General features: G+C 62.2%; 23 protein-coding genes and 1 tRNA gene. 9 read left to right on the top strand and 15 right to left on the bottom strand.

Annotated features, from left to right (window positions below; all coding sequences use genetic code 11):
• Positions 1-25 precede the first annotated feature (25 nt).
• On the top strand, positions 26-2,296 hold the full coding sequence (clpA, locus tag LOY34_RS09635) for an ATP-dependent Clp protease ATP-binding subunit ClpA (RefSeq protein WP_045201400.1): 2,271 nt from the start codon (positions 26-28) through the stop codon (positions 2,294-2,296).
• 86 nt (positions 2,297-2,382) lie between these two features.
• Here the strand turns inward: clpA and infA are convergent, their stop codons facing one another.
• The 3 genes from infA to aat all read right to left on the bottom strand — a co-directional run bounded on the left by infA (position 2,383) and on the right by aat (position 4,151).
• Positions 2,383-2,601 carry a translation initiation factor IF-1 gene (gene infA, locus LOY34_RS09640; protein ID WP_002553999.1) on the bottom strand — a complete coding sequence of 73 codons (219 nt, stop codon included), beginning with the start codon at positions 2,599-2,601 and terminating at the stop codon, positions 2,383-2,385.
• Between the two features lie 104 nt (positions 2,602-2,705).
• Positions 2,706-3,413: an arginyltransferase gene (locus tag LOY34_RS09645; RefSeq protein ID WP_045201401.1), complete on the bottom strand. Its 708-nt coding sequence runs from the start codon at positions 3,411-3,413 to the stop codon at positions 2,706-2,708.
• 57 nt (positions 3,414-3,470) lie between these two features.
• Entirely contained in the window at positions 3,471-4,151 is a 681-nt protein-coding gene (gene aat / locus LOY34_RS09650) for a leucyl/phenylalanyl-tRNA--protein transferase (protein WP_093384897.1), read from the bottom strand.
• A 325-nt stretch (positions 4,152-4,476) separates the two neighbouring features.
• Here aat and ftsK point away from each other — a divergent pair, with 325 nt between their 5' ends.
• From ftsK to cysG, 6 genes are all read left to right on the top strand, one after another.
• Positions 4,477-6,888 carry a DNA translocase FtsK gene (gene ftsK / locus LOY34_RS09655; RefSeq protein ID WP_045201403.1) on the top strand — a complete coding sequence of 804 codons (2,412 nt, stop codon included), beginning with the start codon at positions 4,477-4,479 and terminating at the stop codon, positions 6,886-6,888.
• A gap of 63 nt (positions 6,889-6,951) precedes the next feature.
• On the top strand, positions 6,952-7,575 hold the full coding sequence (gene lolA / locus LOY34_RS09660; protein WP_045201404.1) for an outer membrane lipoprotein chaperone LolA: 624 nt from the start codon (positions 6,952-6,954) through the stop codon (positions 7,573-7,575).
• An 18-nt stretch (positions 7,576-7,593) separates the two neighbouring features.
• Positions 7,594-8,919: a replication-associated recombination protein A gene (locus LOY34_RS09665; RefSeq protein WP_195883509.1), complete on the top strand. Its 1,326-nt coding sequence runs from the start codon at positions 7,594-7,596 to the stop codon at positions 8,917-8,919.
• The gene (crcB, locus tag LOY34_RS09670) at positions 8,916-9,290 is read left to right on the top strand and encodes a fluoride efflux transporter CrcB (RefSeq protein WP_195883510.1); all 375 of its coding nucleotides are present in this window, start codon (positions 8,916-8,918) and stop codon (positions 9,288-9,290) included. The genes LOY34_RS09665 and crcB overlap by 4 nt, the downstream gene beginning before the upstream one ends.
• 17 nt (positions 9,291-9,307) lie before the next feature.
• Positions 9,308-10,588: a serine--tRNA ligase gene (serS, locus tag LOY34_RS09675; RefSeq protein ID WP_045201407.1), complete on the top strand. Its 1,281-nt coding sequence runs from the start codon at positions 9,308-9,310 to the stop codon at positions 10,586-10,588.
• On the top strand, positions 10,589-11,977 hold the full coding sequence (cysG, locus tag LOY34_RS09680) for a siroheme synthase CysG (RefSeq protein WP_195883511.1): 1,389 nt from the start codon (positions 10,589-10,591) through the stop codon (positions 11,975-11,977).
• Between the two features lie 99 nt (positions 11,978-12,076).
• Here the strand turns inward: cysG and LOY34_RS09685 are convergent, their stop codons facing one another.
• The 8 genes from LOY34_RS09685 to LOY34_RS09720 form a co-directional block, all read right to left on the bottom strand.
• Positions 12,077-13,045, bottom strand: coding sequence for a glutathione S-transferase family protein (locus LOY34_RS09685; protein ID WP_093384887.1), 969 nt, complete (start codon positions 13,043-13,045; stop codon positions 12,077-12,079).
• A gap of 101 nt (positions 13,046-13,146) precedes the next feature.
• The gene (locus LOY34_RS09690) at positions 13,147-14,139 is read right to left on the bottom strand and encodes a glycosyl transferase family protein (protein ID WP_195883512.1); all 993 of its coding nucleotides are present in this window, start codon (positions 14,137-14,139) and stop codon (positions 13,147-13,149) included.
• Complete coding sequence (locus LOY34_RS09695) at positions 14,136-14,471, bottom strand: TusE/DsrC/DsvC family sulfur relay protein (protein WP_093384880.1); 336 nt, start codon at positions 14,469-14,471, stop codon at positions 14,136-14,138. Before LOY34_RS09695 ends, LOY34_RS09690 begins: the two co-directional genes overlap by 4 nt.
• On the bottom strand, positions 14,468-14,767 hold the full coding sequence (gene tusB / locus LOY34_RS09700) for a sulfurtransferase complex subunit TusB (protein ID WP_258664647.1): 300 nt from the start codon (positions 14,765-14,767) through the stop codon (positions 14,468-14,470). The genes LOY34_RS09695 and tusB overlap by 4 nt, the downstream gene beginning before the upstream one ends.
• The gene (gene tusC / locus LOY34_RS09705; RefSeq protein WP_093384873.1) at positions 14,767-15,126 is read right to left on the bottom strand and encodes a sulfurtransferase complex subunit TusC; all 360 of its coding nucleotides are present in this window, start codon (positions 15,124-15,126) and stop codon (positions 14,767-14,769) included. The genes tusB and tusC overlap by 1 nt, the downstream gene beginning before the upstream one ends.
• Before the next feature lies 1 nt (position 15,127).
• Positions 15,128-15,520 carry a sulfurtransferase complex subunit TusD gene (tusD, locus tag LOY34_RS09710; protein WP_045201414.1) on the bottom strand — a complete coding sequence of 131 codons (393 nt, stop codon included), beginning with the start codon at positions 15,518-15,520 and terminating at the stop codon, positions 15,128-15,130.
• Positions 15,521-15,614: 94 nt separating this feature from the next.
• Positions 15,615-16,994, bottom strand: coding sequence for a nucleobase:cation symporter-2 family protein (locus LOY34_RS09715; RefSeq protein ID WP_045201415.1), 1,380 nt, complete (start codon positions 16,992-16,994; stop codon positions 15,615-15,617).
• A gap of 181 nt (positions 16,995-17,175) precedes the next feature.
• The gene (locus LOY34_RS09720; RefSeq protein ID WP_038996015.1) at positions 17,176-17,847 is read right to left on the bottom strand and encodes a Bax inhibitor-1/YccA family protein; all 672 of its coding nucleotides are present in this window, start codon (positions 17,845-17,847) and stop codon (positions 17,176-17,178) included.
• Between the two features lie 121 nt (positions 17,848-17,968).
• On the opposite strand from LOY34_RS09720, the gene LOY34_RS09725 reads away from it, so the two are divergent.
• Positions 17,969-18,056 (top strand) — tRNA-Ser (locus LOY34_RS09725).
• Between the two features lie 496 nt (positions 18,057-18,552).
• Here the strand turns inward: LOY34_RS09725 and LOY34_RS09730 are convergent.
• Positions 18,553-18,804: a hypothetical protein gene (locus LOY34_RS09730; RefSeq protein ID WP_195883599.1), complete on the bottom strand. Its 252-nt coding sequence runs from the start codon at positions 18,802-18,804 to the stop codon at positions 18,553-18,555.
• Between the two features lie 233 nt (positions 18,805-19,037).
• Between LOY34_RS09730 and LOY34_RS09735 the strand changes: the two genes are divergently transcribed.
• The gene (locus LOY34_RS09735) at positions 19,038-19,394 is read left to right on the top strand and encodes an SMI1/KNR4 family protein (protein WP_258664652.1); all 357 of its coding nucleotides are present in this window, start codon (positions 19,038-19,040) and stop codon (positions 19,392-19,394) included.
• Positions 19,395-19,558: 164 nt separating this feature from the next.
• Here the strand turns inward: LOY34_RS09735 and LOY34_RS09740 are convergent, their stop codons facing one another.
• From LOY34_RS09740 to LOY34_RS09750, 3 genes are all read right to left on the bottom strand, one after another.
• A complete protein-coding gene (locus LOY34_RS09740; RefSeq protein WP_195883601.1) occupies positions 19,559-19,819 on the bottom strand; it encodes a DUF6429 family protein in 261 nt (86 codons plus the stop codon).
• Positions 19,820-19,945: 126 nt separating this feature from the next.
• A complete protein-coding gene (locus LOY34_RS09745; protein ID WP_195883602.1) occupies positions 19,946-20,422 on the bottom strand; it encodes a GNAT family N-acetyltransferase in 477 nt (158 codons plus the stop codon).
• A 58-nt stretch (positions 20,423-20,480) separates the two neighbouring features.
• Complete coding sequence (locus LOY34_RS09750; RefSeq protein ID WP_195883603.1) at positions 20,481-20,735, bottom strand: helix-hairpin-helix domain-containing protein; 255 nt, start codon at positions 20,733-20,735, stop codon at positions 20,481-20,483.
• Positions 20,736-20,753 lie beyond the last annotated feature (18 nt).

The raw sequence follows: 20,753 nt of genomic DNA on the forward strand, positions 1-20,753 counted from the left end.
GGCCACTTGGGTATGAGGTGAAGCTATGTTAAACCGCGAGCTCGAAGTCACCCTCAATCTGGCCTTCAAGGAGGCACGCTCGAAACGTCATGAGTTCATGACCGTCGAGCACCTGCTGCTGGCACTATTGGATAATGAGGCCGCCGCGACCGTTCTGCGCGCCTGCGGCGCAAACCTCGACAAACTCAAACACGACCTGCAGGAGTTCATCGACTCCACCACGCCGTTGATCCCCGTGCACGACGAGGATCGCGAGACCCAACCAACCCTGGGCTTCCAGCGTGTATTGCAGCGCGCAGTCTTCCATGTCCAGAGCTCGGGCAAGCGTGAAGTCACCGGTGCCAACGTGCTGGTGGCGATTTTCAGCGAACAGGAAAGCCAGGCCGTGTTCCTGCTTAAACAGCAGAGCGTGGCCCGTATCGACGTGGTCAACTACATCGCCCACGGCATCTCCAAGGTGCCGGGCCATGGTGAACACTCCGAGGGCGAACAAGAAATGCAGGACGAGGACGGCGGCGAAACTTCATCGTCGGGCAATCCCCTGGATGCCTATGCCAGCAACCTCAACGAACAGGCCCGCCAAGGGCGCATCGACCCGCTGGTCGGCCGTGAGCTTGAAGTCGAGCGCGTCGCGCAGATCCTCGCCCGTCGGCGCAAGAACAACCCGCTGCTGGTTGGCGAGGCCGGTGTCGGTAAAACCGCCATCGCCGAAGGCCTGGCCAAGCGCATCGTCGACGGCCAGGTGCCGGACCTGCTGGCACAAAGCGTGGTCTACTCGCTGGACCTGGGCGCGTTGCTGGCCGGGACCAAGTACCGTGGCGACTTCGAGAAGCGCTTCAAGGCGCTGCTCAATGAGCTGCGCAAACGCCCGCAGGCGATCCTGTTCATCGACGAGATCCACACCATCATCGGTGCCGGTGCGGCCTCCGGTGGGGTAATGGACGCCTCCAACCTGCTCAAGCCGCTGCTGTCTTCGGGTGATATCCGTTGCATCGGCTCGACCACCTTCCAGGAATTTCGCGGCATCTTCGAAAAAGACCGGGCCCTGGCGCGGCGCTTCCAGAAGGTTGATGTGAGCGAGCCATCGGTGGAAGACACCGTGGGCATCCTGCGTGGGCTCAAGGGGCGGTTCGAGAGCCACCACAACATCGAGTACAGCGATGAGGCCCTGCGCGCCGCTGCCGAGCTTGCAGCGCGCTACATCAACGACCGGCACATGCCCGACAAGGCCATCGATGTGATCGACGAGGCCGGCGCCTACCAGCGCCTGCAGCCGGTGGAGATGCGCGTCAAGCGTATCGACGTGCCGCAAGTCGAAGACATCGTCGCCAAGATTGCGCGGATTCCGCCAAAACACGTCACCAGTTCCGACAAGGAGCTGCTGCGTAACCTGGAGCGCGACCTCAAGCTGACCGTGTTTGGCCAGGATGCGGCGATCGATTCGCTGGCCACCGCCATCAAGCTGTCACGCGCCGGTCTCAAGGCGCCAGACAAGCCGGTCGGTTCGTTCCTGTTTGCCGGCCCTACCGGTGTCGGTAAAACCGAAGCGGCGCGCCAGTTGGCCAAGGCCCTGGGTGTCGAGCTGGTACGCTTTGACATGTCCGAGTACATGGAGCGTCATACCGTCTCGCGTCTGATCGGTGCGCCTCCGGGCTACGTCGGTTTCGACCAGGGCGGCCTGCTCACCGAAGCCATCACCAAGCAGCCGCACTGCGTGCTGCTGCTCGATGAGATCGAGAAGGCCCACCCGGAAGTCTTCAACCTGCTGCTGCAGGTGATGGACCACGGTACCCTGACCGACAACAACGGGCGCAAGGCGGACTTCCGTAACGTCATCGTCATCATGACCACCAACGCCGGTGCTGAAACTGCTGCGCGAGCCTCGATCGGCTTCACTCATCAAGATCACTCATCCGACGCCATGGAAGTGATCAAGAAGAGCTTCACGCCGGAGTTCCGCAATCGCCTGGACACCATCATCCAGTTTGGCCGCCTCAGCCATGAGACGATCAAGAGCGTGGTGGACAAGTTCCTCATCGAGCTACAGGCGCAACTGGAAGACAAGCGCGTGTTGCTCGAGGTGAGCGATGCGGCGCGCGGCTGGCTGGCGGCCGGTGGCTACGATGCGCAGATGGGCGCGCGGCCAATGGCGCGGCTGATCCAGGACAAGATCAAACGGCCGCTGGCCGAAGAGATCCTGTTTGGCGAACTGGCCGAGCATGGCGGTGTGGTGCACATCGACATCCGCGATGGCGAACTGGTGTTCGACTTCGAGACCACGGCTGAGATGGCGTAACGGCTGATCGCGGGCTTGCCCCGCGATGCTTTTCAAAGGCCAACAAAAACGCCCGGCATTTAGCCGGGCGTTTTCGTTGGTGTCGCTTAGCGGGCGCGGTAGGTGATGCGCCCCTTGCTCAGGTCGTAAGGCGTCAGTTCGACGCGGACCTTGTCACCGGTCAGAATACGAATGTAGTTCTTGCGCATCTTTCCGGAGATGTGCGCGGTAACGACGTGCCCATTTTCCAACTCCACACGGAACATGGTGTTGGGCAGGGTGTCGACGACAGTGCCTTCCATTTCGAAGCTGTCTTCTTTCGACATGCAGTAAAGCCCTCGGTGTCCAGTTAATGGCCCGGTGCACAGCTGCGCCAGGCAAAAAAAGTGGCGTGCATTGTGCCCGAAAAATGGCCTTCAAGCCAATGATTTCAGTTCAGCGTCACCCAACGTTGATTGATCAGCAGCTCGATGGGGCGGTACTGGGTCTTGTAGTTCATCTTTTTGCAGTTTTTGATCCAGTAACCGAGGTAGACCGCGTCCAGGCCCAGGCGCAGGGCTTCGGTGATCTGCCAGAGGATGGCAAAGCGCCCCAGGCTGCGCCGCTCTTCGTCCGGCTCGTAGAAGGTGTATACCGCCGACAGGCCGTTGGGCAGCAGGTCGGTGACCGCCACGGCCAGCAGGCGGCCGTCCAGGCGAAACTCGTAAAAGCGTGAAAACGGCAGATCGCGGACCAGGAAGGTGGAAAACTGGTCGCGGCTTGGCGGGTACATGTCGCCATCGGCGTGGCGTTGCTCGATGTAGCGCCGGTACAGCTCGAAGTATTCCTCCTTGAACGCCGGACGGGCGGGCGTCACGGTGATGTCGGCGTTGCGCTTGAGGATGCGTTTTTGCTGGCGGTTGGGCAAAAAGCGCGCAGCCGGGATCCGCGCCGGCACGCAGGCGTTGCAGTTCTGGCAGTGCGGGCGATACAGGTGGTCGCCGCTGCGCCGGAAGCCCATTTCCGACAGGTCTGCGTAGACGTTGACATCCATCGGCTGGCTCGGGTCGAGGAACAGCGTGGTGGCTTGCTCGTCTGGCAGGTAGCTGCAGGAATGGGGTTGAGTGGCATAAAACTTCAACCGCGCCAGCTCTGTCATGATCAACCCCTCGGGAGGTGCTTTTGTTTTAAGTGTAAGCCAGCTGGAAAAACTCGCCTAGCAAACCCAGCTGGCGCTGTTGGGCTGGTCGAGATAGCGCTGCAGGTAGTCGGCAAACGTGGCCCGGGCGATGGCGCGGGCGCCGAGGCTGTGCAGGTGGTCGGTAGGCATCTGACAGTCGATCAGGACGAATCCTGCCTGTTGCAGGTGCTCGACCAGCGCCACGAAGCCGACTTTGGAGGCGTTGTCGGCGCGGCTGAACATCGATTCGCCGAAAAACAGCCGGCCCATGGCCAGGCCGTACAGGCCGCCCACCAGCTCGCCATCGCGGCGCACCTCGACCGAATGGGCAAAGCCCTGCCGGTGCAACTGCAGGTAGGCCGCCTGCATGCTGTCGGTGATCCAGGTGCCGTCGGCGTAGGCGCGCGGTGCAGCGCAGGCGTCGATTACCGCGGCAAAGTCCTGGTCGAAGCTGACCTGGTAGTGGCCCTGGCGGATGAACTTGCGCAGCGAGCGCGACACGTGCAGCTCGTCGGGGAACAGCACGGTGCGCGGGTCGGGCGACCACCAGAGGATCGGCTGGCCGTCCTGGTACCAGGGGAAGCAACCATGGCGATAGGCCTGCACCAGGCGCTCGGCGCTGAGGTCGCCGCCGGCGGCGAGCAGGCCGTTAGGGTCGCGCAGGGCTTTGTCCAGCGGCGGGAAGGTCAGGGTGTCGCGGCTCAGCCAGGTCAGCATCGTGGTCCAATGATGGAGGAGGGGAGGGCGCCCAGCATGGCCTGAAAAAGCCTCGCGGGACAAGTCTGCTCCTGCAGCGGTGGTGCCGTCTGGCAACTTGCTTGGGCCTTTGTTGTCACACTTGCACAAAAACACCGCATAAGCCTTTGTCACAAAAGAAAATGCGTGCTCAAATTGCTGTATAGGAAATTGGCCCCCGTTTACGCGTGTTCTGGCGTGCCGCCATGGCGGTAGGCGGGCAGTAATGTTAAAAGTAGTGGTTTGTTGACTGTTCTGTTGGGTCAATCACTGTTGGACGCGCAATGAGCGCAGGAATAGACGCGTTTTGAAGAAATCCACCGCAACACCCAGTCCCTTGCCCGTGCCGCTCTGGCGCCAGCAGCTGCACTATCGGCTCAAGGAAGGTGCGCTGATCGCCGTGGGCGCGCTGTGCCTGTACCTGTGGATGGCCTTGCTGACCTACGACCAGGCCGACCCGGGCTTCAGCCACACCAGCAACGTCGAGCAGGTGCAGAACGCCGCCGGCCGTGCCGGTGCCTACTTCGCCGATATCCTGTTCATGGTCCTGGGCTATTTCGCCTACATCTTCCCCTTGCTGCTGGCGATCAAGACCTGGCAGATCTTCCGCGAACGCCACCAGCCGTGGCAGTGGAGCGGCTGGCTGTTCTCCTGGCGCCTGATCGGCTTGGTGTTCCTGGTGCTTTCGGGTGCGGCGCTGGCGCATATTCATTTCCATTCCGCCGCCAGCCTGCCGGCATCGGCCGGTGGCGCGCTGGGCGAAAGCCTTGGCGACCTGGCCAAGAACGCCCTGAACGTGCAGGGCAGCACGCTGATGTTCATTGCCTTGTTCCTGTTCGGCCTGACCGTGTTCACCGACCTGTCGTGGTTCAAGGTCATGGACATCACCGGCAAGATCACCCTCGACCTGTTCGAGCTGTTCCAGGGCGCCGCCAACCGCTGGTGGGAAGCGCGCAACGAGCGCAAGCGCCTGGTGGCGCAGCTGCGTGAGGTCGACGACCAGGTCCACGATGTGGTCGCCCCGGTAGCCCCTGACCGCCGCGAGCAGGCCAAGGCCAAGGAGCGCATCATCGAGCGCGACCAGGCCCTGAGCAAGCATGTGGCCGAGCGCGTGCAGCAACCGGCGCCGGTGATCATGCCGGCCCCGGCCAAGGCGCCGGAGCCGAGCAAGCGCGTGCAGAAAGAAAAACAGGCGCCGCTGTTTGTCGACAGCGCCATCGAAGGCACCTTGCCGCCGATCTCGATCCTCGATCCTGCCGAGAAGAAGCAGGTCAACTACTCGCCAGAGTCCCTGGCCGGGGTTGGCCACCTGCTGGAAATCAAGCTCAAGGAATTCGGCGTCGAAGTCTCGGTAGACTCGATCCACCCAGGCCCGGTGATTACCCGGTACGAAATCCAGCCGGCCGCTGGCGTCAAGGTCAGCCGCATCGCCAACCTGGCCAAGGACCTGGCCCGTTCCCTGGCCGTGACCAGTGTGCGCGTGGTTGAAGTGATCCCTGGCAAGACCACCGTCGGTATCGAGATTCCCAACGAAGACCGGCAGATCGTACGCTTCTCCGAAGTGCTGTCGTCGCCCCAATACGACGAAGCCAAGTCGCCGGTGACCATGGCCCTGGGCCACGACATCGGCGGCAAGCCGGTGATCACCGACCTTGCCAAGATGCCGCACCTGCTGGTGGCCGGTACCACCGGTTCCGGTAAGTCGGTGGGCGTCAACGCCATGATCCTGTCGATCCTGTTCAAGTCGGGCCCGGAAGACGCCAAACTGATCATGATCGACCCGAAAATGCTCGAGCTGTCGATCTACGAAGGCATTCCGCACCTGCTCTGCCCGGTGGTCACCGACATGAAGGACGCCGCCAACGCCCTGCGCTGGAGCGTCGCCGAGATGGAACGGCGCTACAAGCTGATGGCGGCCATGGGTGTGCGTAACCTGGCCGGCTTCAACCGCAAGGTCAAGGATGCCGAAGAGGCCGGCGAGCCGATCTACGACCCGATGTTCAAGCGCGAAAGCATGGACGACGTGCCGCCGCTGCTGAAAACCCTGCCGACCATCGTTGTAGTGGTCGACGAGTTTGCCGACATGATGATGATCGTCGGCAAGAAGGTTGAAGAGCTGATCGCGCGTATCGCCCAGAAGGCCCGTGCCGCCGGTATCCACCTGATTCTCGCCACCCAGCGGCCATCGGTGGACGTGATTACCGGCCTGATCAAGGCCAACATCCCGACGCGGATGGCCTTCCAGGTATCGAGCAAGATCGACTCGCGGACCATCATCGACCAGGGCGGCGCCGAGCAGTTGCTGGGCCACGGTGACATGCTCTACATGCCGCCGGGCACCAGCCTGCCGATTCGTGTGCATGGCGCCTTCGTCTCCGATGACGAGGTGCATCGCGTGGTCGAGGCCTGGAAGCTGCGAGGCGCCCCGGACTACAACGACGACATCCTCAGCGGCGTCGAAGAGGCCGGCAGCGGCTTCGACGGCGGCAGTGGCGGTGGTGACGGCGACGATGCCGAAACCGACGCGCTGTACGATGAAGCCGTGCAGTTCGTGCTGGAAAGCCGCCGGGCCTCCATCTCCGCCGTACAGCGCAAGCTGAAGATCGGCTACAACCGCGCCGCGCGGATGATCGAGGCGATGGAAATGGCCGGGGTGGTCACCGCCATGAACACCAACGGTTCGCGCGAAGTGATTGCCCCCGGGCCGTCCCGCGACTGATGATCCAACCTGCTGGCGGCCAGTGACGGCCGTCGGCCCCTTCATACTGCAACGAGGATTTCCATGCGCCTGATTCGCATGCTGTTGGTTTCCGCTATGGCCCTGTCCAGCGCTTCGGCAATTGCCGCCGAGGCCGATGCGGCGCGCCTGACCCAGTTGCTGGACAAGTCCAAAACCATTAGCGCCAATTTCTCCCAGCTGACCCTCGATGGCACCGGCACCCAGCTGCAGGAAACCACCGGGCAGATGGCCGTGCAGCGCCCGGGCCTGTTCTACTGGCACACCGACGCGCCACAGGAGCAGGTGGTAGTCTCGGACGGCAAGAACGTCACATTGTGGGACCCTGATCTGGAACAGGCTACCATCAAGAAACTTGACCAGCGTTTGACCGAAACCCCGGCACTGCTGCTGTCCGGTGACGTCTCGAAGATCAGCCAGAGCTTCGACATCACCTCCAAGGAGCAGGGCGAGGTCATGGATTTCGTACTCAAGCCGAAAACCAAGGACACCCTGTTCGACTCGCTGCGTCTGTCGTTCCGTCGTGGCCTGGTCAATGACATGCAACTGATCGACAGCGTCGGCCAGCGCACCAACATCCTGTTCACCGGGGTGAAGGCCAACGAGCAGATCCCGGCCAGCAAGTTCAAGTTCGACGTGCCCAAGGGCGCTGATGTGATCAAAGAGTAAGAGGTCAAGCCGCCGTTCATGGACCTGTTTCGTAGCGACCCCGTAGCCCAGCCCCTGGCCGCGCGCCTGCGCCCGGCCAACCTGGACGAGTACGTTGGCCAGGAGCACCTGCTGGCCCGCGGCAAGCCGCTGCGCGAGGCACTGGAAGCGGGCGCGCTGCACTCGATGATCTTCTGGGGCCCGCCCGGGGTCGGCAAGACTACCCTGGCGCGGCTGCTGGCGCAGTTCTGCGACGCCCACTTCGAGACCGTTTCGGCGGTGTTGGCCGGGGTCAAGGAAATCCGCCACGCGGTGGACATCGCCAAGCAGCAGGCGGGGCAGTACGGGCGCCGGACGATTCTGTTCGTCGACGAAGTGCACCGCTTCAACAAGTCCCAGCAAGATGCCTTTCTGCCCTATGTGGAAGACGGCACGCTGATCTTCATCGGCGCCACCACCGAGAACCCCTCGTTCGAGCTCAACAACGCGCTGCTGTCGCGGGCGCGGGTATATGTGCTCAAAAGCCTCGATGAAGCGGCGCTGCGCAAGCTGGTCAACCGCGCCCTGAATGAAGAGCGAGGCCTGGGCAAGCGCCAGTTGCGGGTCGGCGACGAAGCCTTCCAGATGCTCATGGCCGCCGCCGATGGCGATGGCCGGCGCATGCTCAACTTTCTTGAAAACGCCTCGGACCTGGCCGAAGACGGCGGCGAAATCGGCGTCGAGCTGCTGCAGAGCCTGCTCGGCGACAGCCGCCGGCGTTTCGACAAGGGCGGCGAAGCCTTCTATGACCAGATCTCGGCGCTGCACAAATCAGTGCGCGGCTCCAACCCCGACGGCGCCCTGTACTGGTTCGCGCGCATGCTCGATGGCGGCTGCGACCCGCTGTACATCGCCCGCCGCGTGGTGCGCATGGCCAGCGAAGACATCGGCAACGCCGACCCCCGCGCCCTGAGCCTGTGCCTGGCGGCCTGGGACGTGCAGGAGCGCCTGGGCAGCCCCGAAGGCGAGCTGGCGGTGGCCCAGGCCATTACCTACCTTGCCTGCGCACCGAAGAGCAACGCGGTGTACATGGGCTTCAAGACCGCCCTGCGCGAAGCCAGCGAGCACGGCTCGCTGGAAGTGCCGCTGCACCTGCGCAACGCGCCCACAAAACTGATGAAGCAACTGGGCTATGGCGATGAATACCGCTACGCCCACGACGAGCCGGATGCCTACGCTGCCGGTGAGGACTACTTCCCCGACAACCTCGCGCCGCGCCACTATTACCAACCGGTGCCGCGCGGCCTGGAACTGAAGATCGGCGAGAAGCTCAGGCACCTGGCCGAACTCGACCGCAACAGCCCGCGGCAGCGGAGAAAACCATGATTGCGCTGATCGCCGCGGTCAGCGCCGGCGGCATCGCCGGTACCTTGCTGCGCTTTGCGACGGCCAATTGGGTCAACGCACACTGGCCACGCCACGTCTATCTCGGTACGCTGGCGGTCAATCTGCTCGGCTGCCTGCTGATCGGCTTGCTCTACGGGCTGTTTTTGCATCGCCCGCTTGTGCCGGTCGAGCTGCGCGCGGGCCTGATCGTCGGCTTTCTCGGCGGTCTGACAACCTTTTCATCCTTTTCACTGGACACCGTGCGCCTGCTCGAAAGCGGGCAGGCGCCGCTGGCCTTCGGGTATGCCGGAGCCAGCGTATTGGGCGGGCTGCTCGCTACCTGGGCCGGCCTGTCTTTGACCAAATTCTGAACCAACGAGAGAACGATATGCTCGATTCCAAACTGTTACGCGGCCAACTTCAGGAAGTGGCGGACCGCCTGGCCTCCCGTGGCTTCAGCCTGGATGTCGCGCGCATCGAGGCCCTGGAAGAACGCCGCAAGGTGGTGCAGACCCGTACCGAACAACTGCAAGCCGAGCGTAACGCCCGTTCCAAATCCATCGGCCAGGCCAAGGCCAAGGGCGAAGACATCGCCCCGCTGATGGCGGACGTCGAGCGCATGGCGGGTGAACTTGCCAGCGGCAAGGTCGAGCTGGACGGCATCCAGGCCGAACTGGATGGCATCCTGCTGGGTATTCCCAACCTGCCGGATGACAGCGTGCCGGTCGGCGCCGATGAAGACCACAACGTCGAAGTGCGTCGTTGGGGCACCCCGCGCGCCTTCGACTTCGAGATCAAGGACCACGTGGCGCTCGGCGAGCTGACCGGCGGCCTGGACTTCGAAACCGCGGCCAAGCTGTCGGGCGCCCGTTTTGCCCTGCTGCGCGGCCCGATCGCGCGCCTGCACCGCGCCCTGGCGCAGTTCATGATCAACCTGCACACCAGCGAGCACGGCTACGAAGAAGCCTACACCCCGTACCTGGTCCAGGCCCCGGCGCTGCAAGGCACCGGCCAGTTGCCCAAGTTCGAGGAAGACCTGTTCAAGATCAGCCGCGACGGCGAAGCCGACTTCTACCTGATCCCGACTGCCGAAGTGTCGCTGACCAACATCGTGGCCGGCGAGATCCTCGACGCCAAGCAACTGCCGATCAAGTTCGTCGCCCACACCCCGTGCTTCCGTAGCGAAGCCGGTGCTTCGGGCCGCGACACCCGCGGTATGATCCGCCAGCACCAGTTCGACAAGGTCGAAATGGTACAGATCGTCGAGCCGGGCAAATCCATGGAAGCCCTCGAAGGCCTGACCGCCAACGCCGAGCGCGTGCTGCAGGCCTTGGAGCTGCCGTACCGGGTACTGGCGCTGTGCACCGGCGACATGGGCTTCAGCGCGGTGAAAACCTACGACCTGGAAGTCTGGGTGCCAAGCCAGGACAAGTACCGCGAAATCTCCTCGTGCTCCAACTGTGGCGATTTCCAGGCCCGGCGCATGCAGGCGCGCTGGCGCAACCCGGAAACCGGCAAGCCGGAACTGGTGCACACCCTCAACGGTTCGGGCCTGGCAGTTGGCCGGACCCTGGTGGCGGTGCTGGAGAACTACCAGCAGGCCGACGGTTCGATCCGCGTGCCAGAAGTGCTCAAGCCGTACATGGGTGGCCTGGAGGTCATCGGTTAAATGGAATTCCTGCCGCTGTTCCACAAACTGCGCGGCAGCCGTGTGCTGATCGTCGGCGCAGGCGAGATTGCCCTGCGCAAATCGCGTCTGCTGGCCGACGCCGGGGCTGTGCTGCGGGTCGTGGCGCCCGAGATCGAAGCGCAACTGGCCGAGCTTGCCCGGCACAGCGGTGGTGAAATCCTCAGCCGTGGGTACCAGCCTGGCGACCTCGAGGGTTGCCAGCTGATCATTGCCGCCACCGACGACCAGGCGCTCAACGCCCAGGTCTCGGCCGATGCCCAGCAGCGCTGCGTACCGGTCAACGTGGTCGATGCGCCGGCGCTGTGTTCGGTGATCTTCCCGGCCATTGTCGACCGCTCGCCATTGGTGGTTGCGGTGTCCAGCGGCGGCGATGCGCCGGTGCTGGCGCGGCTGATCCGGGCCAAGCTGGAAACCTGGATTCCCGCCGCCTATGGCGAGCTGGCCGGCCTTGGCGCGCGCTTTCGGCACAAGGTCAAGGCGCTGTACCCGGACGTCAATCAGCGTCGCGGTTTCTGGGAAGATGTCTTCCAGGGCCCGATCGCCGAGCGGCAACTGGCCGGGCAGGGCGCTGAAGCCGAGCGCCTGCTGCAAGCCAAGATCGACGGTGCCACTTACCAGGCGCCGGGCGAGGTGTACCTGGTCGGCGCTGGCCCCGGTGACCCGGACCTGCTGACCTTCCGCGCCTTGCGCCTGATGCAGCAAGCCGACGTGGTGCTCTACGATCGCCTGGTCGCCCCGGCGATCATCGAGCTGTGCCGCCGTGATGCCGAGCGCATCTACGTCGGCAAGCGCCGCGCCGACCACGCCGTGCCGCAAGCCCAGATCAACCAGCAACTGGTCGACCTGGCGCGTCAGGGCAAGCGGGTGCTGCGTCTGAAGGGCGGCGATCCGTTCATCTTCGGCCGTGGCGGCGAAGAGATCGAGGAGCTGGCGGCCCAGGGCATTCCGTTCCAGGTGGTGCCGGGGATTACCGCGGCCAGCGGTTGCTCTGCCTATGCCGGCATCCCGCTGACCCACCGCGACTATGCGCAGTCGGTGCGTTTCGTCACCGGTCACCTCAAGGACGGTACCAGCGACCTGCCCTGGAATGACCTGGTGGCACCGGCGCAGACCTTGGTGTTCTACATGGGCCTGGTGGGCCTGCCGACCATCTGTGCCGAGTTGATTCGTCACGGGCGGGCGGCCGATACCCCGGCGGCCCTGGTGCAGCAGGGCACCACGCCGAACCAGCGGGTGTTCACCGGCACCCTGGCCGACTTGCCCAAGCTTGTGGCCGAGCATGAAGTGCATGCACCGACCCTGGTGATCGTCGGCGAAGTCGTACAGCTGCGCGAGAAACTGGCCTGGTTCGAAGGCGCCCAGCCTTAGCCGCATCGCGGGTCAAGTCGGATCGCCGCACCGCCGCTCCCACAGGTTTTGTGGGAGCGGCGGTGCGACGCCTCGACTTGACCCGCGATGAGTCCACCCCTATTCCCCAGCCTTGCGCCAAATCCCTCGCCCCACCAGCCGCTCCCGGTCATGCCCCAGCTCAAAATCCTGCAACGGCCCCTTGGGCACAATCCCGTTCGGATTGATGGTCTTGTGGCTCATGTAGTAATGCTTCTGGATATGCTCGAAATTCACCGTCTCGGCGATCCCCGGCCACTGGTACAGCTCCCGTAGCCAGTTCGACAGGTTCGGGTAATCGGCAATGCGCCGCAGGTTGCACTTGAAGTGTCCGTGGTACACCGCGTCAAAGCGAATCAGCGTGGTGAACAGCCGCCAGTCGGCCTCGGTCAGGTATTCCCCGGCCAGATAGCGCTGGGTGCCCAGCAACCGCTCCAGATGATCCAGCTCGGCAAACACCTCGTCAAAGGCCTGCTCGTAGGCCGCCTGCGACGTGGCAAAGCCCGCCCGGTACACGCCATTGTTGACCGCTGGGTAGATCCGTTCGTTGAGTGCGTCGATCTGCTCGCGCAAGGGTTCGGGATACAGGTCCAGGCGATTGCCAGTCAGCTCGTCGAACGCCGAGTTGAAGATGCGGATGATCTCTGCCGATTCGTTGTTGACGATGCGCTGCTCGTGTTTGTCCCACAGCACCGGCACCGTGACCCGGCCGCTGTAGTGAGGGTCGTCGCGGGTGTAGCGCTGGTGCAGGAAGTCCAGGTGCTCAAGCTTGTCACCGGTCGAGCCCTTGTTCTGGTCGAAGGTCCAGCCATGCTCGGCCATCAGCCAACTGACCACCGACACATCGATCAGGCTCTCAAGGCCCTTAAGCTTGCGAAAGATCAGGGTGCGGTGGGCCCAGGGGCAGGCCAGCGACACGTACAGGTGATAACGGCCGGCTTCGGCGCCGGGCAGGGCGTTGCGCCGCTGCGCGCTTTCGCGCTGGAAGGCGCCGTCTTTGCTGCTTTCATACCACTGGTCGTGCCAGCGTCCGTCGATCAACAGGCCCATGCTGAGCTCCTTGGCGATTCGTTCTGATATAGAACCCAGTGTACGGAGCTGGGTTCGAACGAATAGCGCAAAGTCCGGGCCTGTTTGATCGGCTCAGTCGATCAGTTGCGCTGATCCCAATAGCGTTGGGCCTGGGCGAAGGCTTCCTCGCGGCAATGACCCAGGCCGCGCAAGGCCAGGGCCATGGTTGCGACCACGGCCAGTTCGCCGTAGCTGTTCTGCTCATCACCGCGCCACACGGCCAGCAACTGCTCGGGCTCCAGGCTCGCCGGTTTGACATGACGCTGGGCGGCCAGGGCCGGCCATTCTTCATCCCAGTCGATGCCATTGGCGGTGCCATACAGGTGGCTGCTGGTGTCCGGGTTGATCTCGATCTCGCCGCCATCACCCTTGACCACGATTGCCGTATCGCCGAGCAGGCGGCTGGCTTCGCGGTGCACCGCCTGGTAGCCGGGGTGGAAGATGCTCTGCAGGCCGCAGCGGGCGTTCAACGGGTTGAGCACCCGGGCCAGGGAGTGAATCGGCGAACGCAGGCCCAGGGTGTTGCGCAGGTCAATCATCCGTTGCAGGCGCGGGGCCCAGTCTTGCAGCGGGATGAACGCAAGCTTGTGGCTGTCCAGCGCTTCAGACACTGCATTCCAGTCCCGGCACAGCGGAATCTGCAGCAGCGCCAGCACTTGCTCGGTGTACAGCCGCCCGGCGGTGTGCGCGCCGCCGCCGTGCAGGAGGATGCGCACGCCATTGGCCGCCAGGCACTTGGCAGCCAGCAGGTACCAGGGCAGGTGGCGTTTTTTGCCGGCGTAGCTTGGCCAGTCGAGATCAACCTCAATCGGCGGCGCTTGCAGGCGCTGGCGCAGGGCCTCAGTGAAGCCAGCCAGCTCTTCGGGGCTTTCTTCCTTGTGGCGCAGCAGCATCAGAAAGGCGCCGAGCTGGGTTTCCTCGACCTTGCCATCGAGCAGCATGCCCATGGCTTCGCGGGCTTCCTCGCGGCTCAGGCCACGGGCGCCGCGCTTGCCCTTGCCAAGAATGCGCACGAACTGGGCAAACGGGTGCTCGGCCGGGGTTTCGGTGATCAACGGGCTGTGTTCGGTCATATGCAATTGGTCGGCTTCGGCAGGCCCGCAAGTTTCGCGGCGAGTTTGGCGGGGGTGCCCTTGAACAGGCGGTTCAGGTGCAGGCTGTTGCCTTTGTCCGCGCCCAGCTTGAGCGCGGTGTACTTGATCAGCGGGCGGGTGGCCGGCGACAGCTCGAACTCCCGGTAGAAGTCGCGCAACAGGTTCAGCACCTCCCAGTGTTCGGCGGTCAGCTCAAGCTCTTCATGAGCGGCGAGGGCGCTGGCGACCTCTTCGGACCAATCACCCAGCTCGAGCAGGTAGCCGTCTTTATCCAGGGCGATGCTGCGCTCGCCGACAGTCAGGGTACTCATAGCCAGCTGTTGACCTTGTCATAGTGCAGCGACAGCTCGACGAATGCCGGGTAGTCGATGGCCTTGCCCAGCTCACTGAGGACGATGGCGCGGGCCTGCAGGTCTTCGTCCAGGGCGAACAGGCGCCCGTCCAGCTGGCTGGCCTGCAGGCTGCGCAGCGGTTCGCTGCCGGGCTGCAGGGCATACACCGCATCACTGCACAGCAACAGGCCGTCGGCGCTGCCGAGCAGGCGCAGGCAGCTGCTCAGGCGGTTATCGCCAAATGGCGAGTGGGAAATCACGTGCAAGGTGCTCATCAGAGGGTCACCACCTGGTCGAAACGGTCGATCAACGCCGCAAGCGCGGCGTCATCCAGCACCTGCACTGGCAGGCTCAGGGCATCGGCAGCAAGGCCACGCTCTTGCAGGCAGCTAGCGGCGGCAAACAGTTCCTCGACGCCAAACATCGGCAGGGCCTGCAGGTTGGCCGCCAGGTTCTTCTGCTGCAGCTGGGCCGGTTGCTGGCCGGAGGCGAGCTGGAACACGCCATCATCGAGAAACAGCATGCCCAGCGGCAAATCGAAGGCACCGCCGGCCAGGGCGATATCCAGCGCCTCGCGGGCGGACGGCCCGGCCCAGGGTGCCTGGCGGCTGATAATCAGCAAGGACTTGGCCATTTCAGTCGCCTCCAAAGCACATCAGCCGATCGGCGCCTTGCGCCGCTTCATGCAACTGGCCCAGCCCCGACAACTCCCACGGCGCCGGTAGGTTGACCGCCGGGCGCTGGTAGCGCTGGGCTTCCTCGGCGTTGAGCACGCCACGGCGCAGGGCGGCGGCGATACACACCACGGCATCGAGCTGCTGCGCGCTGACGAACGCGCGCCATTCGGCGGCAAGGTCCAGTTCATCCTGGGGCGCCACGACATTGCCCGAGGCGCTGTGCACACCGTCTTGATAGAAAAACAGCCGGACAATCTCATGCCCGCCGGCAACCGCCGCCTGGGCAAAACGCAGGGCGCGGCGCGAGGAGGGCGCATGGGCCGGAGAAAAAACCGCAATGGCGAACTTCATGGAAGGCTCTTTCAGCAAATCTGCGGGAATGATAAAGCAAAAAGCCCGCTCCTGTTGGAGCGGGCTTGACCCACGATGGGCGGCAACCTCAACTTCAGGCCTTGTCTTTATGCTCCGGCAAGAACCAGTTCAGCACCAGGGCGCAAATCCCCCCGGTGGCCACCCCCGACTCCAGCACATTACGCAGCGCCGACGGCATGTGCGCGAGGAACTCCGGCACCTGCGCCACGCCCAGGCCCAGCGCCAGCGACACGGCAATGATCAGCAGCGCGCGACGATCCAGGCTGATGCTGGCAAGGATATTGATCCCCGAAGCCGCCACCGCGCCGAACATCACCATCGCCGCACCCCCGAGCACCGGCTCCGGCACCGCCTGGATCACCCCGGCCACGCTCGGGAACAGGCCAAGAATCACCAGCATCGCCGCAATCCATACACCGATATGACGGCTGGCAATGCCGGTCAGCTGAATCACGCCATTATTCTGGGCAAAGATCGAGCTCGGGAAAGTATTGAACACCCCGGCCAGCAGCGAGTTGGCGCCGTTGACCAGCACGCCGCCCTTGATCCGCTGCATCCACAGCGGGCCTTCCACTGGCTGGCGCGAAACTTTGCTGGTTGCGGTCACATCACCAATGGCTTCCAGCGATGTAACCAGGTAAATCACCAGCATCGGAATAAACAACGCCCAGGAGAAGCCCAGGCCGAAATGCAGGGGTACCGGCACCTGGAACAGCGCGGCTTCGTGCATGCCGGTGAAATTCAGGCGGCCCAGGTAGCCGGCCAGGGCATAGCCCACGGCCAGGGCGATAACGATGGCGCAGCTGCGCATCCACACCACCGGAATACGGTTGAGAATGACGATGATCGCCAGCACCACACCCGACAGCAACAGGTTCTCGCCATTGGCAAAGGTACCGTTGCTCATCGCCGCAAAGCCGCCACCCATGCTGATCAGGCCGACCTTGATCAGGGTCAGGCCGATCATCAGCACGACGATCCCGGTCACCAGCGGAGTGATCAGGCGTTTGACGAACGGCAGAATGCGCGAAATGCCCATCTCCACGAACGAACCGGCGATCACCACACCAAAAATCGCCGCCATCACACCTTCAACCGGCGTGCCTTGCTTGACCATCAACGCGCCACCGGCGATCAACGGCCCGACAAAGTTGAAACTGGTGCCCTGCACAATCAACAGCCCGGCGCCGAACGGCCCGAAGCGGCGGCACTGCACGAAGGTAGCGATCCCCGAGATCACCAGCGACATCGACACAATCAGGTTGGTATCACGGGCCGAAACCCCCAGCGCCTGGCAGATCAGCAGGCCAGGGGTGACGATCGGCACAATGATCGCCAGCAGATGCTGCAATGCCGCCAGCATCGCAATCAGCGGCCGCGGCCGGTCTTCAAGGCCGAGGACCAGTTCATTGGCCTGCGCGGGTGCGCCGGGTCCTTGCTCGATTGAACTCATGGGAGTGCTGCCCCGGAAGAAAAAAGGAGCGCATTCTACGGGGCCGCACTCGTTTACGGTAGTGCTCTATCCCTGTGGGTGCTGGCTTTGCCAGCGATGCAAGGCAAAGCCATGCCAAATTCCACCCACAAAAAAGCCCGCCGAAGCGGGCTTTCTCTCAACACATCACACCAGCAATCAATCAGTCATCACGACCCATCAGGCCGAATAGCTGCAGCAGGCTGACGAACAGGTTGTAGATCGATACATACAGGCTGATGGTCGCCATGATGTAGTTACGCTCGCCACCGTGGATGATCGCGCTGGTCTGGAACAGGATGCACACCGACGAGAACAGCACGAAACCGGCGCTGATCGCCAGTTGCAGGCCGCTGATCTGGAAGAAGAAGCTGGCAACCACGGCGCCCAGCAGCACGAAGAAGCCTGCAGTGATGAAGCCGCTGAGGAAGCTCATGTCCTTGCGGGAGATCAGCACATAGGCCGACAGACCACCGAACACCAGGGCGGTCATGGCAAATGCCGAGCTGACCACCTCGGCGCCACCGGCCATACCCAGGTAACGGTTGAGGATAGGGCCGAGCAAAAAGCCCATGAAACCGGTGAGGGCGAAGGTAGACACCAGGCCCCAGACCGAATCACGCAGCTTGTTGGTGAGGAAGAACAGGCCATAGAAGCCGATCAGCACCACGAAAATGTTCGGGTAGCCAACGCGCATCTGCTGCGCCACGTAGGCCATGATGCCACTGAAGGCGAGGGTGATAGCCAGCAACCCGTATGTGTTACGCAGGACGCGGCTGACCTCCTGCTGCTCGACCTGCTGGCCGTGATTGACGGCGTAATCCTGTTCGCGCATGGCGACACTCCTGTGGGTTTGAAACGTTCAGATGCAAAGATCATAACAGAGCCGCGCAAAGCAGCCACATAGAGAGTTTGACAGCTTGTTTCATTTCGGTATTATGGCGCCCGCAATACGAGGAAGCGTGGCCGAGTGGTTTAAGGCAACGGTCTTGAAAACCGTCGATGGGCAACTATCCTAGAGTTCGAATCTCTACGCTTCCGCCACTTCTAAAGCTCTGATTATTCAGGGCTTTTTGCGTTTCTGGGGGGCGAAAAACAGGGCTTTGGGAACACGATTGGGAATATCGCTTCCAATTCGGCTTGGAATCGCTTCGAAGACGTTCACTATTTTGCCTTCTGCGTGCGCGCCCCTTCTCCGAAATCATGTCCGCTTCATTTAGACCAACCTAGCCGGGGTGGCGCGCTTCGTTGAAGTGGGTGATATGCTTCGCTTCCAATAGGCGGGAGAGCGGTCATGCGCCAAAGGCTGCAGCAGCTTCGAGAGTGGCTCACACCGCGTAGGCGGCTATGGATGGGCATAGCTCTGATTACAGTCACTATCGCTGTGCCAATTGTCAGTCCAGGAACCACCGTCAGTTGGCTTATCGGGCCTGCGAGCGTTTTCTTCGTGGGTGCCTTTATGCCCCCTACCAACCAAAAATGATAAGGCGCTGGCGGGCCGCGCGGGAGAATCAGGCGCGGCGCACCTTGTATCGTGCGCTTATTGAAATGGCAGCTGCCTCGAGTCTGTCACCAGAACGGGCTGAATAAAGCCTTCGATGTCACCAGCCAGCCACGATTGTTCTGTTCTTGATAAGTAAAACTTAACGGCTGCGCCCGATTCGTCGGTCGACGCTACTGCGATCAATGTCTGCTGTGGATACTGTGTGGGCCACTGCTGAAACACTGCGTTGATCAACAGCAAGGCCTGTGCAAGATTATCGCCTGTGAGGTAGTTGAATTGACCCAGCATTCAACGCTTGTCTCGTCCGGGCGGAGCGATCGCTGAACAGTTCCAAGTCTTTTCTTGAAAGCGGCGTGAATCGCCTAACGCTACCACTGAAGGCAACTGGCCGATCATCGCTAGAAGGGAACGATTTGCCTCGCAGCATCACCCCGGACTCGCTAGGATGGGCTGAATTCGTATTTTTGCCAGGCGATGAGTGGATGTTCCAGGACTTAAAAAACAATTCCCCGCACGGGAGCATGCTAAGCAAACTCCAGCCTGTAACCTCGGCGATGCTTGCACACCTGAGCGAATGCTATCCGTCTCTTCCCGAGGATTACAGCGCCTTCCTGAAGGAATTCGGAAGCGGAGCAGTAGGTGCGGAGCAGCCGCTGTTCATTCTGTATGACGGTTTGCTAGCGCCGAATGAAATTTACGATGCTGACAGTGCCACCGCGCTGGAGGGAATTCTGTTGTTCGGTGATGACATGCAGGGCTACTGCGCAGGCTTCGATACCGACAACGCCTGGCAGGTAGTTGAAATTGATCCGCTCGATGGGCAGGCTCATGTAGTTGCCGCCAGTTTTCAGGAGTACCTGCGCGATCTGTTGAATTAGCGGCGAGGCTCTATTCCCTCCGCAGTTACCGTAGTTGTATTCAAGCGCTCGCATTTGCGAGAAGCCGACAGCGAACTGTAGTGGAGGGCGAAGCCTTTTGCTCGATCGCAGAGCACCAGGCGTTGTGCCAGGGGGCGTGTCGACTCATCCACGCGTGCATCCACTCAGATATCAGCGTTGGTTGCATGCACTGCTTGAGCTTTCACGCCAAATAACCGGTCAGCTATCCGCCGACCTCGCTCCAGCCCCTCCGCCGTCAACCAGATAGATTTTCTCTTGTTTATCGGATCATTAATGAAGCCCTGCTCATGCAGTCGATTCATGATCTCGAAATCGAACCCTTTCCAGGCATTGCCATCGTCGGAACTAAAGGCTACCAACAGGGCAAGCACGGCATCTTCAATCAGTTTGTCGTCGTATTCCATGATCGTTGCTCCGCTCGTATTTGAGTATCGCGCATGAAATCCAGTAGCAATTGGCAGCCCTGCGCGGCGGTACGCAGAGCCAATAACAATATACCATCAGAATCTCCGCCGTTTCAGCCACCAGCCTCAATCACCAGCAGATGCCCGAAGCCGATAGCTAACAAAGCGCACGCCATCCAAACAAACTTCCCCATCCGGCTGAAACCCTAACCGAAGCATCCCCTTGACCCGCGTTCTGCTAGGCGCAAGCAAAACGGTAACTGATTCCAGCCCCATCTCCTCAAAGGCTCGCCGAACGATCTCAGCAAAAATCGCTTTGCCACAGCCCCAATAGTCCGGATGTAAAACAAGCGCCAGGTCGGCATCACCTTCTGTTAACTGCAGCCCACCCCAGCCGGCAAACTTCTGATCCACCAAGAAAGCCCACGGGCCATAGCCATTGAGCAGCCACTGCGACTCTTTCTCGGCGACCCACGCTGCGCATTTGGCTTCGTCAAAGTCGGGGCGGCCCAAAGGCATGTGGCGCAAGACCCGCGAGTTGTTGTTGAGCTCAATGATGTCGGCACTGCTGATTTCACTGAGTCGCTTGAATTGCAGGTCCATGCTTTGCCTTTTCCGCAATGTTTGATGCGCGGGTTTGCACTCGCGCAGGCCAACCAATCTAGCCGGCGGGCTTGAAACTAGCAGCCCCTTTCGCAAGCTCAACCGCAGCAGTAATCGCTGCTCGCGCTTGCGGGCTGTTCTTCCAGCAGGTCGAGCCCAGTGCCGCTGAGGCCTGAGCCAGTATGTCACTGACATCCGCCTTGCCCAGTTCTGCCAGCGATTCAATCCCCATCTGTTCGAGCCGGGTAATGACGGTTGGGCCGACGCCCTTGAGGGTGAGCAGTGCAGCGCGTTCGGTCGGTGAAAACGGCATTTGCGAAATCCTTTTCTG

The sequence above is a fragment of the Pseudomonas sp. B21-009 genome, assembly GCF_024749345.1.
Classification (GTDB): Bacteria; Pseudomonadota; Gammaproteobacteria; order Pseudomonadales; family Pseudomonadaceae; genus Aquipseudomonas.